This is a genomic window from Reyranella soli (assembly GCF_007992495.1).
Lineage (GTDB): Bacteria > Pseudomonadota > Alphaproteobacteria > Reyranellales > Reyranellaceae > Reyranella > Reyranella soli.
The window spans coordinates 15,136-30,254 of record NZ_BKAJ01000127.1 but is presented as its reverse complement, the minus strand read 5'-3'; the positions used below and the strand labels follow the sequence as shown (position 1 = coordinate 30,254).

Here is a 15,119-nt window from a genome sequence, read left to right as displayed (position 1 = left end):
GCCGCAAAAGCCCAAAAAATCAGCGGGCAATCAAATGAAGGCGGTCCCAGGGAGCGAGAGCAGGGATGACGACGGGAACGGCCGATAGCGCGACCGACGCTCGGGACACGTTTCCCAAGCTTCTGGCCGAGCGCGCCCGTACCAGCCCCGACCGGCCGGCCTATCGCGAGAAGGAATACGGCATCTGGCAGAGCCACAGCTGGGGCCATGTCGCGGCCGAGATCCGGCTGTTCGCCGCGGGGCTGGCCGATCTCGGCTTCCGCCGCGGTGATCGTCTGATCGTGGTCGGCGACAACCGTCCCTTGCTCTACTGGTCGATGTGCGCCGCGCAGTCGCTGGGCGGCGTGCCGGTGCCGGTCTATCAGGATTCGGTGGCCGATGAGCTCGCCTACGTTGTCGAGCATGCCGGTGCGCGCTTCGCCTTGGCCGAGAACCAGGAGCAGGTCGACAAGCTTCTGGAGATCCAGAAGAAGGTGCCGACGCTCGAGGTCGTGATCTACCAGGACCCGCGTGGGCTGAGGCACTACACGGGCCTGCTGTCGAGCGACGAGGTGCAGGCGCGCGGCGCCAGGCGGCTGGAGGCGACGCCCGATCTCGTCTCCGCCGAGGTCGCACGGGGCCGCGGCTCGGACGACGCCATCATGCTCTACACCTCGGGCACGACCGGTCGGCCCAAGGGCGCGGTGCTGAGCTACGACAACCTGATCTGGGCGGCCAAGGCCGGCGGCGACTTCGACGGCCTGAAGGAAGGCGACGAGCTCCTCTCTTACCTGCCGATGGCCTGGGTCGGCGATCACATCTTCTCCTATGCCCAGTGCTACGTCGTCGGGCTGGTCGTGAACTGCCCGGAATCGGCGGCGACGGTGATGACCGATCTGCGCGAGATCGGCCCGACCTATTACTTTGCGCCGCCGCGCGTGCTCGAGAACCTGATCACCCAGGTGACGATCCGCATGGAAGACGCGGGCTTCATCAAGCGTCGGCTGTTCCAGTTTTTCATGGCGGTGGCGCGCAAGGTCGGGCCCAACCTGCTCGATGGCCGGCCGGTGTCGCTGCTCGACCGCCTGCTCTACGGGCTGGGCAACCTGCTGATCTACGGGCCGCTCAAGAACACGCTGGGCATGAGCCGCGTGCGCGTTGCTTACACGGCGGGCGAGGCGGTGGGGCCGGAGATCTTCAACTTCTATCGCGCGCTCGGCGTGAACATGAAGCAGCTCTACGGCCAGACCGAGGCCTCGGTGTTCGTCACCATCCATCCCAACGGCGAGGTCTTCCCCGACACGGTCGGCAAGCCGGTCGCCAATGTCGAGCTCAGGATCGCCGATTCGGGCGAGGTGCTCTATCGCAGCCCCGGCGTGTTCAAGGAGTATTTCAAGAATCTTGAGGCGACCAACGACACCAAGACCGCCGACGGATGGGTCCATACCGGCGACGCGGGCTACCTCGACGACCGCGGGCACCTGCGCATCATCGATCGCGCCAAGGATGTCGGGAAGCTGAACGACGGTACGCTGTTCGCGCCCAAGTTCATCGAGAACAAGCTGAAGTTCTTCCCGCACATCAACGAGGCGGTGGCGTTCGGCCATGGCCGCGACTTCGTCGCGGTGTTCGTCAACATCGACATGACGGCGGTCGGCGACTGGGCCGAGCGGCGCAACTTCTCCTATGCGAGCTACCAGGAGCTGGCGGCACGCAAGGAGGTCTACGACCTGGTGCAGGGCGAGATCGAGCGGGTCAATCGCGACCTCGGCGGCGATCCGCGCATGGCCGGCGCCCAGATCCGCCGATTCCTGATTTTGCACAAGGCGCTCGACGCCGACGACGGCGAGCTCACGCGCACCAACAAGGTGCGCCGCGGTTTCATCGGCGAGCGCTACAAGCCCCTGGTCGACGCGCTCTACGGCAACGCCCGGTCCGCCCACATCAAGGTCGACGTCACCTTCGAGGACGGCCGCAAGGGCTCGATCGAAGGCGACGTCGAGATCCGCGACCTGGCGCCCCATCCCGGCGCCGGCGGCGCGGTACCGCTGCGGAAGGCGAGCTGACGGCAATGACCGCGCGTACGCGTTCCTTCAACGAAGTCCTGCTGTCGGTCGAGAACATCAGCCTGTCGTTCGGCGGCGTGAAGGCGCTGTCCGACATCAGCTTCGACATCGCCAAGGGCGAGATCCGCGCCATCATCGGGCCCAACGGCGCAGGCAAGTCGTCGATGCTGAACTGCATCAACGGCTTCTATCATCCACAGGAAGGCGCCATCACCTACAAGGGCGTGCGCCGCAGCCAGATGCGCCCGCACGAGGCGGCCGAGCAGGGCATCGCCCGCACCTTCCAGAACATCGCCCTGTTCCGCGGCATGTCGACTCTCGACAACATCATGACCGGACGCAACCTGCGCATGAAGACCGGCCTCTTCTGGCAGGCCTTGCATGTCGGCCCGGCGGCGCGCGAGGAGATCGAGCATCGCCAGGCGGTCGAGAAGATCATCGATTTCCTCGAGATCCAGCACATCCGCAAGGTGCCGGTCGGCCAGCTGCCCTACGGCCTGCAGAAGCGCGTCGAGCTCGGCCGCGCGCTCGCCGCCCAGCCCGAGCTGCTGCTGCTCGACGAGCCGATGGCCGGCATGAATATCGAGGAGAAGCAGGACATGTGCCGCTTCGTGCTCGACGTGAACGACGAGTTCGGCACCACGATCTGCCTGATCGAGCACGACATGGGTGTCGTCATGGACATCTCCGACCGCGTCGTCGTCCTCGACTACGGCAAGAAGATCGGCGACGGCGTACCCGATGAAATCAAGAACAACCAGGCGGTCATCGACGCCTATCTCGGGGTGAGTCATTGAGCATGTTTGACGCACGGCGATCCGATCGCGAACGCTGTCATCCCGAGCGCAGCGAGGGACCTTTCCTGTTGCCTCAAAGGTCCCTCGCTGCGCTCGGGATGACAGCAATGTTGTCGAAGAGGGGTGCGCCATAATGGGTTTCTTCCTCGAAGTCCTGATCGGCGGCCTTCTCGCCGGCGTGCTCTATTCGCTCGTCGCGCTGGGCTTCGTGCTGATCTTCAAGGCGTCGGGCGTGTTCAACTTCGCCCAGGGCGCCATGGTGCTGACCGCGGCGCTCGCCCTGGTGCGCACGCTCGACATCGCGCAGAAGGAATGGCACTGGCCGTTCTGGCTCGCCCTGGTCGCGGGCTTCCTGTTCGCCGCCTTCGTCATGGCGATCATCGCCTGGGCGTCGGAGCGGCTGGTGCTGCGCAAGCTGGTGAACCAGGAAGGCATCATCCTGTTCATGGCGACGATCGGCATGACCTTCTTCATCGAAGGCCTTGCCCAGACCGTGTTCGGCGCCGACGTCTATCCCCTCAATATAGGCCTGCCCAAGGAGCCGATCTTCATTCTCGAATCGGTGTTCGACGGCGGCATCCTGGTGAATGAGCTCGACATCTGGGCCGCCGTGATCGCCGGCCTCCTGGTGGCGGGCCTGGCGCTGTTCTTCCAGAGGACGCGCATCGGCCGCGCGCTGCGCGCCGTCGCCGACGATCACGCGGCCGCCCAGTCGGTCGGCATCCCGCTGAACCAGATCTGGTTCATCGTCTGGCTGGTGGCGGGCCTCGTCGCCCTGGCTGCCGGCGCGGTATGGGGCAGCAAGCTCGGCGTGCAGTTCTCGCTGACGCTCCTGGCGCTGAAGGCGCTGCCGGTGCTGATCCTGGGCGGCTTCACCTCGGTGCCGGGCGCCATCATCGGCGGACTGATCATTGGCGCCGGCGAAAAGCTTGCCGAGGTCTTCCTCGGGCCAATGATGGGCGGCGGCATAGAAATCTGGTTCGCCTATGTGCTGGCGCTTCTGTTCCTGCTGGTCAGGCCGCAGGGCCTGTTCGGCGAGCGCATCATCGAGCGCGTATAGGGGAGGCGGGTCGTGTTCTATCGCGAGGCCGGCCAGTTCAAGGTGAGCTACGCGGCGGACCAGGCGGTCTTCCCGATCGCCCAGGACCGCATCGCCATGCTGGCGCTGCTGCTGATCGCCTTCCTGGTCGTACCGTTCGTCGCCAGCGAATACGTCTATCGCGCCGTTCTGATCCCGGTGGTGATCCTGTCGCTGGCGGCGATCGGGCTGAACGTGCTGATGGGCTATTGCGGCCAGGTCTCGCTGGGATCGGGCGCCTTCATGGCGGTCGGCGCCTACGCCGCCTACAACTTCGCGATCCGCCTGCCGTTCCTCAATCCGTTCGTCTGCATCCTGCTGGGCGGCTTCGTCGCGGCCGGTGTCGGCATCGCCTTCGGCGTGCCGAGTCTTCGCATCAAGGGCTTCTATCTCGCCTGCGCCACGCTCGCCGCGCAATTCTTCGCCGACTGGGCCTTCCTGCGCATCAAGTGGTTCACCAACTACACGCCGTCGGGCTCGATCAACGCCCCGCCGCTCGAGATCCTGGGCGTCGACCTGTCGTCGCCGACCGCCAACTACATCGTCTGTCTGGTCTTCACCGTCGTGCTGGCGATCGCCACCAAGAACATCGTGCGCGGACATATCGGCCGGCAATGGATGGCGATCCGCGACATGGACATCGCGGCCGAGATCATCGGCGTGCAGCCGATGTACGCCAAGCTGACCGCCTTCGCCGTATCGTCGTTCCTGATCGGCGTGGCGGGCGGCCTGTGGGCCTTCGTCTATCTCGGCTCGTGGGAGCCCGCGGCCTTCTCGATCGATCGCTCCTTCCAGCTCATGTTCATGATCATCATCGGCGGGCTGGGCTCGATCCTGGGCAGCGTGCTGGGCGCGGCCTTCATCGTGCTGCTGCCGATCTTCCTCAACCAGGCGCTGCCGCCGTTCGGCGCGCTGTTCGGCTGGAGGATCAGCACCGCCACGGTCTCGCACTTCGAGGCCATGATCTTCGGCGCCCTGATCATCTTTTTCCTGATCGTCGAGCCGCACGGGCTCGCGCGATTGTGGTCGGTGGCGAAGGAGAAGCTTCGGTTGTGGCCCTTTCCGCACTGAGCGGGACGGTCTAGGTTTTGGGACAAGGACGGCCTTCGGGGACCGTTCAACTTATGAGGAGGAAACGAATGGGTCTTCGCAAGCTCGCGCTGCTCGGCGCGGCGATCGCCTCGGCAGGCGTCATCGTCGCAACGGCCGCTCAGGCGCAAAACGAGCAGTTCATCCCGGGCCTGGTCTACCGGACCGGCGCCTACGCCCCCAACGGCATTCCCTTCGCCGACGGCGTGCGCGACTACATCACCATGCTCAACGAGCGTGACGGCGGCATCAACGGCGTGAAGATCACGTTCGAGGAATGCGAGACCGGCTACGCCACCGACCGTGGCGTCGAATGCTACGAGCGCCTCAAGGGCAAGGGTCCGACGGGTGCGGCCTATTTCAGCCCGCTCAGCACCGGCATCACCTTCGCGCTGACCGAGAAGGCGCCGGGCGACAAGGTGCCGTTGATCACCATGGGCTACGGCCGCTCGGAGAGCCGCGACGGCGCAGTGTTCGAATGGAACTTCCCGCTGCTCGGCACCTACTGGACCGCGGCCAACGTCGCCGTCCAGCACATCGCCAAGGAGATCGGCGGCCTCGACAAGCTCAAGGGCAAGAAGATCGCGCTGCTCTATCACGATTCGCCCTACGGCAAGGAGCCGATCGCGGCGCTCGAGGCGATGTCCAAGAAGTACGGCTTCGAGTTCCTGCCCATCCCGGTCCCGGCGCCGGGCAGCGAGCAGAAGTCGCAGTGGCTGCAGATCCGCCAGCAGCGGCCCGATTACGTGCTGCTGTGGGGCTGGGGCGTCATGAACTCCGCCGCCGTCACCGAGGCGGGCAACGTCAACTATCCGCGCGACAAGATGATCGGCGTGTGGTGGTCGGGTGCCGAGCCCGACGTCGTGCCGGCCGGCGACAAGGGCGCGGGCTACAAGGCGCTGATGCTGCAGCATCCCGCCGGCAAGTCGGCGGTCTATGCCGACCTCGAGAAGTACGTCATCGGACCGGGCAAGTCGCTCGCCAAGCCCGACGAGATCGGCTCGGTGCTGTACAATCGCGGCCTGATCAACTCGATGCTGGGCACCGAGTCGATCCGTACCGCCATGGCCAAGTTCGGCAACAAGCCGATGACCGGCGAGCAGGTGCGCTGGGGCATCGAGCATCTCGACCTCACCGCCGACCGCATCAAGCAGCTCGGCTTCGAGGGCATGATCGGCCCGATCAAGGTCTCGTGCTCCGACCACGAGGGCACGCGGCTGAGCCGCGTCCACCAGTGGGACGGCAAGAAGTGGAACGTGATCTCCGACTGGTACACGGCCGACGATTCGATCCTCGCGCCGATGGTCAAGGAAACGGCCGCCAAGTACGCGACCGAGAAGAAGATCACGCCGCGCGACTGCTCGAAGGAGAGCTGAGATCAAAGGAAACCTCGTCCTGAGGAGCGGCCCGAAGGGCCGCGTCTCGAAGGACGGCCACAGTCTTGCTGTGGCCCACCCTTCGAGACGCAGCGCTACGCGCTGCTCCTCAGGGTGAGGACTTTTCGCAAAGGGGCAGTATGAGCGTTACAACGCCGGCACCTGCCGCGGCCGCCAACGTCATCGACGTCGCCAGCATCGAGGTCATCTACAACCACGTCATCCTGGTGCTGAAGGGCGTGTCGCTCACGGTGCCGGAAGGATCGATCGTGGCGCTGCTGGGCGCCAACGGCGCCGGCAAGTCGACGACGCTGAAGTCGATCTCCAACCTGCTCCTGGCCGAGCGCGGCGAGGTCACCAAGGGCCAGATCCATTGCCGCGGCGAGCGTGTCGACGGGCTGTCGCCCAACGACCTGGTGAAGCGCGGCGTCATCCAGGTGATGGAAGGCCGGCATTGCTTCGGCCATCTCACGGTCGAGGAGAACCTGCTGACCGGGGCGTTCATCCATGGCGGCAAGCGCCGCCAGATCGCCGACGATCTCGAGAAGGTCTATCACTACTTCCCGCGCCTCAAGGTGCGGCGCGCCAGCCAGGCCGGTTACACCTCGGGCGGCGAGCAGCAGATGACGGCGATCGGCCGCGCGCTGATGAGCCGGCCCAACACCATCCTGCTCGACGAGCCGTCGATGGGGCTGGCGCCGCAGCTCGTCGAGGAGATCTTCGAGATCGTGAAGAACCTCAACGAGCAGGAGAAGGTCTCGATCCTGCTGGCCGAGCAGAACACCAACGTCGCCCTGCGCTATGCCCACTACGGCTACATCCTGGAGAACGGCCGCGTGGTGCTCGACGGCGACGCCGCCTCGTTGCGCGAGAACGAGGACGTGAAGGAGTTCTATCTCGGCATCGGCGGCGAGGGCCGCCGCTCGTTCCGCGACGTCAAGCACTACCGGCGGCGCAAGCGGTGGCTCTGAGGATGCCCATGAAAAAGTCTGAGCAGAGTCGGCGGGGCCGGGCAAGAGACGACGCGCCGCTGACCGCTGCCGAGCTTCGGACTGCGAGGCCGGCGCGAGCTGCCATCTCTCACATTGTTGAAGCCGTTCGTCGACGTCGCCGGCCAAGCGACGAAAACAAGTCGCTTGTTGCGAGGTCGAGGCCGCGCGCCTAGGTGCGCATAAGCGTCATCCACGCCGCGAAGGCAAGCGGCGGCAGCGCGACGAGGTCGGCGATGGCGATGGTGCGCAGCGCGCCCGCCGGATTGCCGTAGAGCGCATAGAAGCCCAGGAAGCCCACGACGTTGATCGCGGCGGCCAGCAGCGCGGCCGGCCGCACGCCGGGCGCCCAGCTTGCCCATAGGCAGAGGATGCCGACCAGCGCCAGCAGCAGCGCGCGATGGCGCATCAGCACCAGCAATGTCGTGTCGCTGGGCGCGATGCCGTAGAGACGCGACAGCGTCTCGGGAACGAACACCGGCGCGACCGGCATCAGGTGAATGGCGCCGACGATGGCGAAGGCAAGGGCAGTCCACATGCCGTCGAGCATTGGCGGGCGGCGGGTATTAGGCAATTACCTCGCAGGTAGAGTGACTTCGGGGGCCCCCATCTGGATGCGATTCCTCGCCCTAACCCCGTGGTTTAGGGTCGAGGAGGAGTGGGACATGGCTAGGTCCTGCGCTACTACATCGCGAGAACCTGATGCATTGGGTCATCCAAGACGATCTGCGTTACGAAAGCGGTCTGCGATTCCTCGCCGAGCACCTGCCGCGGTGGGGAATCCCGCACAGCCTGCATCAGGTCGTCCCGATCGTCGGCCAGATCATCCCCGACATCTCTCCGGAGGGGAACGTGATCGTGATCGGCTCCTACTCAATGCGCCACGTCGCCCGCGAGAAGGGCTGGGTGCCGGGCTGTTTCGACGTGGGCCATCTCCAGCACGAGGATTTCCTAGTCGCATGGAAGCACCACATGTTGAACGCGGACTGCGTGGTCTGTTCGTTACAGGATGCGCCGCACTACTTCCGTGATCCCTCGTTCGTGCGCCCGGCCAGCGACACCAAGGCGTTCCCAGCCAAGGTCTATGGTCGGGAAGAGTTCATGGAATGGCGTGACAAGGTCCAGCGGATGGTCGACACCGCCAAGCCCGATGAACGTCTCGACGTGACCACGGATACGCGTCTGGTGATCTCTCCCCCGCGAGAGATCGCTCAGGAGACTCGATGCTGGATCGTCGACCGCAAGCTGGTGACGGCCTCAGTGTATCGGCGATACGAGACGGTCATCTATGAAAGCAACGTGGACGAGGATGTGCGTGCGTTCGCTCAGTCCATGGCCGAGCAGGCGTGGCAGCCGCATCGCGCCTACGTGCTTGACGTGGGTCGGGTCGGCGGCCAGTTGAAGGTCGTCGAAGTCAACACCCTGAACAGTGCCGGCTTCTACGCCGCTGATATGCAGAAGCTGGTCGAGGCAATCGAAGCGATGGAGTTTACATGAACGACGAGTGGACGACGCTGTTGCGCGACTAAGCCGAATTATCCGACAGCTTCATCAGGATGAGGCCGCTCACGATCAGCACGGCCGCCGCGATACGTCCGAAGCTCGCCTGCTCGCCCAGGATGACGATGCCGAAGATGAAGGCGCCGGCGGCGCCGATGCCGGTCCACACCGAGTAGGCGGTGCCGAGCGGCAGCGTCTTCATCGAGATCGACAGCAGGATCATGCTCGCGACCATGCCCACAAGGCTGATGATGGTCGGCCAGAGCTTCGTGAAGCCCTCCGAATGCTTCATGGCCGAAGCCCACACGATCTCCAGCAGGCCCGCGACGCCCAGATATACCCACGCCATATCGGCTCTCCTTATCCAGAGCCGGGCCGTCCCGGACATGTGCCCATTCGATTGGGGGAGGACGTGGCCTCGCGCCGCCGCATGTAGGCAGGCGGGGCTGCAGCTTCAACCAATCGTGGATCGGTCTTAGAAAAAATCAGGCCGCCTTGCTCTCCGACGCCTTCTTCGGGATCGGCGGCGCGAAGCGGAAAGCCGCCCCCAGCCGGTTCCAGGCATTGATGTTGGCGACCGCGACGCTGAGTGCAATCACCTCGTTCTCGCTGAAGTGCCGGCGCACGCTTTCATAGGCCTCGTCCGGCACGCTGCGCCCGTCGAGCCGCGTCAGCGTCTCGGCCCAGGCGAGCGCCGCGCACTCCTTGTCGGAGAAGATGCCGGCCTCGGGCCAGGTCGCCACCAGGTCGAGCTTCTCCTGCGGCAGGCCGAGCCGCCGCGACACGTTGAGATGGATCTGCAGGCAGAAGGCGCAGTTGTTGATCTGCGACACGCGCAGCTTGGCGAGCTCGACGATCGTCTTGTCGAGACCCGATTCCTCGGTGCTCTTGCCCATGGCCAGCAGGGCAGCCTGCGCGCCAGGCGCGGTCTTCTGGAAGGTCTCGTAGGAAATTCGGATATTCGACATCGGCAACCTCAAGATATTCGAACTCTGATATAAGCGCCGAAGACGGTGGCTGGCAAGATCAGGGCGTTTGCAACCGACGATAGATTGACCGTACGGGTATGCAGGCATAGCAAGAGCGGGTCATGACGACCGACAAGACCAGCGCCCTCATTCTCGAGCATCTGCGCATCCTTCGGCTGGAGATGGGCGAGCTGCGCGCGGACGTGCGCGACATGAGGGGGCGCCTGACCTCCGTCGAGGTCTCCGTGGCGAACTTGCATGGCGATTTTGCCGGCCAATCCGAGAGAATCGACCGTATCGAGGGTCGTCTGGAGCGGGTCGAGCATCGACTGCGGTTGCGCGAAGCCTGAAGTGGAGGCCATGGCGGACGAGCGAAACGACCTGATTCTTGAGCACTTGCGCGCCATCCGATCGGAGTTTGACGAGTTCCGGGAGGACATGAAGGACGTCAAGGGACGCCTGACCTCTTTGGAAGTCTCGGTCACTAACCTCCGCGGCGAAGTTGCTAACTTGCATGGTGACTTTGCCGGTCAATCGGGCCGAATCGATCGGGTCGAGAACAGGCTCGAACGGATCGAGCGCCGTTTAGCCCTATGCGACGCCTAGCGCATCTCTCAAGCCAACTCGGCCTTTCCGCTGCCTTGGCAAAAGGCCGGCCCGGCGGCTACCGTGCCGCAAAGCCAAAGGAAGCGCCCATGTCCAAGCACTACGACACGCTGGAAACCCGCACGCCGGCCGAGCGCGAGAAGGCGCTGATGCAGGCCCTGCCGCAGCAGATCGCCCATGCCAAGGCCAATGCCTCGTTCTTCAAGGACTGGCTGAAGGACGTCGATGCCGCCGCGGTGACCTCGCGCGAGGCGCTCGCCAGGCTGCCGGTTCTGCGCAAGTCCATGCTGGGCGAGGTGCAGAAGAAGAACCCGCCGATGGGCGGCCTCATCGCCGTGCCCATGAGCAAGGTGCGGCACGTCTTCATGTCGCCCGGCCCGATCTACGAGATCGACACCGACGAGCCCGACTATTTCCGCGGCGCGCGGGCGATGCATGCCGCGGGCTTCCGGCCGGGGCACATCGTCTACAACACCTTCTCCTATCACCTGACACCCGCGGGCATCATGATGGAATCGGCCTTGCGGGCGCTGGGCTGCGCCGTCGTCCCGGGCGGCGTCGGCAACACCGAATTGCAGCTCGACGCCATCGCCGGCATCCGGCCCGACTGCTATGTCGGCACGCCGTCGTTCCTGAAGATCCTGATCGAGAAGGCGGCCGAGCTCGGCAAGGACATCTCCTCGCTGAAGCATGCCTTCGTCGGCGCCGAGGCGCTGCCGCCGAGCCTGCGCCAGATGTTCATCGACAAGGGCATGACCTGCCTGCAGAGCTACGGCACGGCCGACTTGGGCACCATCGCCTACGAATCTGAGTCGATCCAGGGCATGACGGTCGACGAGGGCGTGATCGTCGAGATCGTGCGCCCCGGCACCGGCGATCCGGTGCCCGAGGGCGATGTCGGCGAGGTCGTGGTGACGACCTTCAACCGCGCCTATCCGCTGGTTCGCTTCGGCACCGGCGACATGTCGGCGGTGCTGGCGGGCCCCAGCCCCTGCGGACGCACCAACATGCGCATAAAGGGCTGGATGGGCCGTGCCGACCAGCGCACCAAGGTGCGCGGCATGTTCGTCGATCCCGAACAAATCGCCGAGATCGCCAAGAAGCATCCGGGCCTGGGCCGCCTGCGCCTGGTCATCGACTGGGTCAACCAGGCCGACACGATGACGCTCAAGGTCGAGGCGCCGTCGCCGTCCGCCGATCTCGAGAAGGCGATGGAAGGCACCATCCGCACCGTCTGCAAGGTCGGCGGCAAGGTCGAGTTCGCCCAGCCCGGCAGCCTGCCCAACGACGGCAAGGTCATCGATGACGTCCGCAAGTACACATGATCGTTCGTGACGCGCACCCCGCCGACGTCACCGCCGTCCATCGCCTGATCGGGCAACTGGCGGACGCGCCGGACGAGGCGGCGTTCGGCGCCCGCTTCGAGCGGGTTCTCGCGGAAGATGGACATCGCATCGTCGTTGCCGAGATCGACGGTACCGTGGTGGGCGTCCTGCATGTCTTCGAGCGGCCGGCGCTCGAAAAGCCGTGTGAAGCCGTCGTGCAGGCGCTGGTCGTCGACAGCGAAGCCCGCAGCAGCGGTGTCGGCGAAGCACTGATGCGCGAGGCCGAGGCCTGGGCACGCAGCCGGAAGCTTCCGTCGGCATCGCTCTACAGCCGTGTCGACCGCAAGCGGGCGCACGCCTTCTACGAGCGCATCGGCTATCGCGTGAAGGGCACGTCCGTGCGCATGGACCGCACGTTGTCAGATCGCCGGCCGCAATTCGGGTGAGGGTGACATGGATCTGGGGCTTGCCGGCAAGCATGCATTAGTGACCGGCTCGACGGCCGGCATTGGTCTTGCCATCGCCAAGGGACTGGCATCCGAAGGCGCCAGCGTCGTCGTGACGGGCCGCAGCCAGGCGACCGTCGATGCCGCGCTGACGCGCATCAAGGAGGCGGTCGCCGATGCCAAGGTCACGGGCATCGTCGCGGACGGCGGCACAGCCGCCGGCGCCAAGGCCGTGTTCGACAAGGTGCCGGAGGTCGACATCCTGGTGAACAACCTCGGCATCTACGGCCGCAACCCGGCCTTCGAGATCGACGACGGCGAATGGCAGCGCTTCTTCGAGGTCAACGTCATGAGCGGCGTGCGCTTCACGCGTCACTATGCGCCGGGCATGGCCAAACGTGGCTGGGGGCGCGTCGTGTTCGTGTCGAGCGAATCGGCGCTCAACATCCCCAAGGAGATGATCCACTACGGCATGACCAAGACCGCGCAGCTCGCGATCTCGCGCGGCTTCGCCATGGAACTGGCCGGCACCGGCGTCACGGTGAACGCTCTGCTGCCCGGCCCGACCCACACCGAGAACACCGACCGGCTGCGCGCCGAGCGGGCCAAGGCCGCCGGCATCACCGTGGCCGAGATCGAGGCCGCCTTCTTTCGCGATTTCCGTCCGACCTCGCTGCTCCGCCGATTCACCTCGGCCGACGAGGTGGCGGCGCTGGGCGTCTATCTCTGCAGCGAGGCCGCGTCCGGGACGTCGGGCGCGGCCATGCGGGTCGATGGCGGTGTCGTCAACCAGATCATGTGATCAGTTGACGTCGAGCTTCAGCCCTTCCTTGTCGATCACGCCCTTCCAAAGCGCGATCTGCGCGGCGACGAACTTGTCGAACGCCGCCGGCGTGCCGTAGGCGGGGAAGCCCGCCATGGTCGAGAAGCGCTCCTTTGTCTTGGCATCGTCGAGCCAGCCCTTCATCTGGGCGTTGTAGGCCTCGATGACAGGCTTGGGCGTCGCCGCCGGCAGGAACACCCCGAACCAGGTCGACACGTCGAACGGCTTCAGCTCCGGCATGGTCTCGCAGATCGGCACCAGGTCGGGCGTCAGCGGATTGCGCTGCGCCGAGGTCAGCCCCAGCGCCCGGAGCTTGCCGGCCCGCACGAACTCGATCGAGGTCGTGAGGTTGTCGAAGAAGAACTGGGTCACGCCCGCCGTCAGGTCCTGCAGGGCGGGGGCGGCGCCGCGATAGGGGATGTGCTCGGCCTTGGTGCCGGTGAGCTGCAGGAACCAGGCGCCCGACAGGTGCGGCGACTGGCCGGTGCCGGAGGAGGCGTAGGAGACCTTGCCGTTCTGGGCCTTCAGCCAGGCGACGAACTCAGGGACGGTCTTGGCCGGCACCGAGGGATGGACCACCAGCACGTTGGGGGCGGTGATCACGCAGGACACCGGCGCCAGGCTCTGCGGCCCGTAGGGCATGTTGCGGTAGAGCGAGTAGGCGATCGACTGCGGGCCGATATTGCCCATCAGGGCGGTGTGGCCGTCGGCGGCGGCCTTCACGACCTCGTTGGAGCCGATGACGCCGCCCGCGCCCGACTTGTTGTCGGCCACGCAGGACTGGCCCCAAGCCTGCTGCAGGTAGGCCGCCAGCAGGCGGGCGACGATGTCGGTCGTGCCGCCGGGAGCGGCCGGAACGACGATGCGCATGCCCTGGCTCGGCTTCCACGGGCCGTCGGCCGCCACGTCGCGAGGCAACAGATTGGCCACCGGCAGAATGGTCGCAGCGGCGAGCGTAGAGCGGCGGGAAAGCAGGCGTTTCACGGGTTTCCTCGGCGTTCATTAAATATCGTTTAGGTTTCCCGTAACACGGGCGCACTGGCAAATCCGCCACATTTCCCGTATCAATTCGTTGTGCGGTTGCCCCGGATTTCCCCTCCTTCAATGGGGGCCGCGCCAAGGAGGATTATCTTGAAGAGACGCACCTTCGTCTCCGGCAGCGCGGCGCTGGCTGCCGCCGGTTTTGTATCGACGACCGCGCAGGCGGCGAGCATCAAGCCCTACAGCTGGGATCTCAATCCGCCGACCGACACGCGCGAGAATTTCATCGCCTGGGGCAAGTCCCGGGGCGAGGATCCGGTGTTCCTCGGCCAGCGCTGGGACCGCTTCCAGGCCCTGGTCCGCAACAAGGACATCTGGGGCCAGGCGACCATCCGCGCCTTCCTGCTGACGCCGCGCGAGGAGTTCTCGGCGATCAACCCGGCGATCCACAAGCGCGCCTACGAGCACGCCTTCCTCGACATCGGCTATGGCGTGACCATGTCCGGCCCGCACGTCCAGGGCCGCATGACCAACGTGATCGACGTCAAGCGCGGCGAGAAGGTGCTGGAGATCGGCACCGGGTCGGGCGTGCAGTCGGCCTACATCGCCAACCTGACCGAGAACGCCTACACGATCGAGATCATCGCCCCGCTGGCGGCCCGCACCCGCGGCCTCTACGACAAGCTGATCGAGAAGGGCTACACCGAGTTCAAGCACATCAAGACCAAGGCGGCCGACGGCTACTATGGCTGGGAAGAGGCCGGCCCCTTCGACAAGATCATCGTGACCTGCGGTATCGACCACGTGCCGCCGCCGCTGCTGCAGCAGCTCAAGTCGGGCGGCCTGATGGTGATCCCGGTCGGCCCGCCGGGCGCGCAGCGCGTGCTCAAGGTCACCAAGACCCAGGGCGCCGACGGCTCGATCACAACGACCCGCGAGGACATCTACGGCGGCAAGATCGTGCCGTTCGTGCCCTTCACCAAGCTCGAAGGCGACAAGATCGTCGGTACGCATAACCGCTAGGCGGGTGCGTTGAGGGGCTGCGCGCACTGCACGCGCAGCCCACCTCGGCCGCAACGACGGCCCAACAACGGAG

17 protein-coding genes are annotated in these 15,119 nt (G+C 65.6%); 13 read left to right on the top strand and 4 right to left on the bottom strand.

Annotation, left to right across the window (positions count from 1 at the left end; translation table 11 throughout):
* Positions 1–65 precede the first annotated feature (65 nt).
* The 6 genes from RSO01_RS32490 to RSO01_RS32465 all read left to right on the top strand — a co-directional run bounded on the left by RSO01_RS32490 (position 66) and on the right by RSO01_RS32465 (position 7,356).
* On the top strand, positions 66–2,045 hold the full coding sequence (locus tag RSO01_RS32490) for an AMP-binding protein (RefSeq protein ID WP_147154731.1): 1,980 nt from the start codon (positions 66–68) through the stop codon (positions 2,043–2,045).
* A gap of 5 nt (positions 2,046–2,050) precedes the next feature.
* Entirely contained in the window at positions 2,051–2,842 is a 792-nt protein-coding gene (locus RSO01_RS32485; protein WP_147154730.1) for an ABC transporter ATP-binding protein, read from the top strand.
* A gap of 133 nt (positions 2,843–2,975) precedes the next feature.
* The gene (locus tag RSO01_RS32480) at positions 2,976–3,902 is read left to right on the top strand and encodes a branched-chain amino acid ABC transporter permease (RefSeq protein ID WP_147154728.1); all 927 of its coding nucleotides are present in this window, start codon (positions 2,976–2,978) and stop codon (positions 3,900–3,902) included.
* A 12-nt stretch (positions 3,903–3,914) separates the two neighbouring features.
* A complete protein-coding gene (locus tag RSO01_RS32475) occupies positions 3,915–4,991 on the top strand; it encodes a branched-chain amino acid ABC transporter permease (protein WP_147154727.1) in 1,077 nt (358 codons plus the stop codon).
* 68 nt (positions 4,992–5,059) lie between these two features.
* Positions 5,060–6,385 (top strand): ABC transporter substrate-binding protein, encoded by a 1,326-nt coding sequence (locus RSO01_RS32470; RefSeq protein WP_147154725.1) that lies wholly within the window; start codon positions 5,060–5,062, stop codon positions 6,383–6,385.
* A gap of 140 nt (positions 6,386–6,525) precedes the next feature.
* Positions 6,526–7,356 carry an ABC transporter ATP-binding protein gene (locus RSO01_RS32465; protein ID WP_147154724.1) on the top strand — a complete coding sequence of 277 codons (831 nt, stop codon included), beginning with the start codon at positions 6,526–6,528 and terminating at the stop codon, positions 7,354–7,356.
* A 190-nt stretch (positions 7,357–7,546) separates the two neighbouring features.
* Here RSO01_RS32465 and RSO01_RS32460 read toward each other — a convergent pair whose 3' ends face one another.
* Positions 7,547–7,912 carry a phosphopantetheine adenylyltransferase gene (locus RSO01_RS32460; protein WP_147154723.1) on the bottom strand — a complete coding sequence of 122 codons (366 nt, stop codon included), beginning with the start codon at positions 7,910–7,912 and terminating at the stop codon, positions 7,547–7,549.
* Between the two features lie 164 nt (positions 7,913–8,076).
* On the opposite strand from RSO01_RS32460, the gene RSO01_RS32455 reads away from it, so the two are divergent.
* The gene (locus RSO01_RS32455) at positions 8,077–8,871 is read left to right on the top strand and encodes an ATP-grasp domain-containing protein (RefSeq protein WP_147154721.1); all 795 of its coding nucleotides are present in this window, start codon (positions 8,077–8,079) and stop codon (positions 8,869–8,871) included.
* Between the two features lie 28 nt (positions 8,872–8,899).
* On the opposite strand, the gene RSO01_RS32450 is transcribed toward RSO01_RS32455, so the two are convergent.
* Positions 8,900–9,223 (bottom strand): DMT family transporter, encoded by a 324-nt coding sequence (locus RSO01_RS32450; RefSeq protein WP_147154719.1) that lies wholly within the window; start codon positions 9,221–9,223, stop codon positions 8,900–8,902.
* Between the two features lie 136 nt (positions 9,224–9,359).
* Positions 9,360–9,842, bottom strand: coding sequence for a carboxymuconolactone decarboxylase family protein (locus RSO01_RS32445; protein WP_147154718.1), 483 nt, complete (start codon positions 9,840–9,842; stop codon positions 9,360–9,362).
* Positions 9,843–9,964: 122 nt separating this feature from the next.
* Between RSO01_RS32445 and RSO01_RS32440 the strand changes: the two genes are divergently transcribed.
* The 5 genes from RSO01_RS32440 to RSO01_RS32420 all read left to right on the top strand — a co-directional run bounded on the left by RSO01_RS32440 (position 9,965) and on the right by RSO01_RS32420 (position 13,021).
* The gene (locus RSO01_RS32440; protein ID WP_147154716.1) at positions 9,965–10,192 is read left to right on the top strand and encodes a hypothetical protein; all 228 of its coding nucleotides are present in this window, start codon (positions 9,965–9,967) and stop codon (positions 10,190–10,192) included.
* 10 nt (positions 10,193–10,202) lie between these two features.
* Positions 10,203–10,448, top strand: coding sequence for a hypothetical protein (locus tag RSO01_RS32435; RefSeq protein WP_147154714.1), 246 nt, complete (start codon positions 10,203–10,205; stop codon positions 10,446–10,448).
* Positions 10,449–10,537: 89 nt separating this feature from the next.
* Complete coding sequence (locus RSO01_RS32430) at positions 10,538–11,773, top strand: phenylacetate--CoA ligase family protein (protein ID WP_147154712.1); 1,236 nt, start codon at positions 10,538–10,540, stop codon at positions 11,771–11,773.
* Positions 11,770–12,219, top strand: coding sequence for a GNAT family N-acetyltransferase (locus tag RSO01_RS32425; RefSeq protein ID WP_147154710.1), 450 nt, complete (start codon positions 11,770–11,772; stop codon positions 12,217–12,219). The genes RSO01_RS32430 and RSO01_RS32425 overlap by 4 nt, the downstream gene beginning before the upstream one ends.
* 7 nt (positions 12,220–12,226) lie before the next feature.
* A complete protein-coding gene (locus RSO01_RS32420) occupies positions 12,227–13,021 on the top strand; it encodes an SDR family NAD(P)-dependent oxidoreductase (protein ID WP_147154709.1) in 795 nt (264 codons plus the stop codon).
* Here RSO01_RS32420 and RSO01_RS32415 read toward each other — a convergent pair whose 3' ends face one another.
* Positions 13,022–14,026 (bottom strand): Bug family tripartite tricarboxylate transporter substrate binding protein, encoded by a 1,005-nt coding sequence (locus tag RSO01_RS32415; RefSeq protein ID WP_246158972.1) that lies wholly within the window; start codon positions 14,024–14,026, stop codon positions 13,022–13,024.
* 147 nt (positions 14,027–14,173) lie between these two features.
* Between RSO01_RS32415 and RSO01_RS32410 the strand changes: the two genes are divergently transcribed.
* Positions 14,174–15,046, top strand: coding sequence for a protein-L-isoaspartate O-methyltransferase family protein (locus RSO01_RS32410; protein ID WP_147154707.1), 873 nt, complete (start codon positions 14,174–14,176; stop codon positions 15,044–15,046).
* Positions 15,047–15,119: the final 73 nt, after the last annotated feature.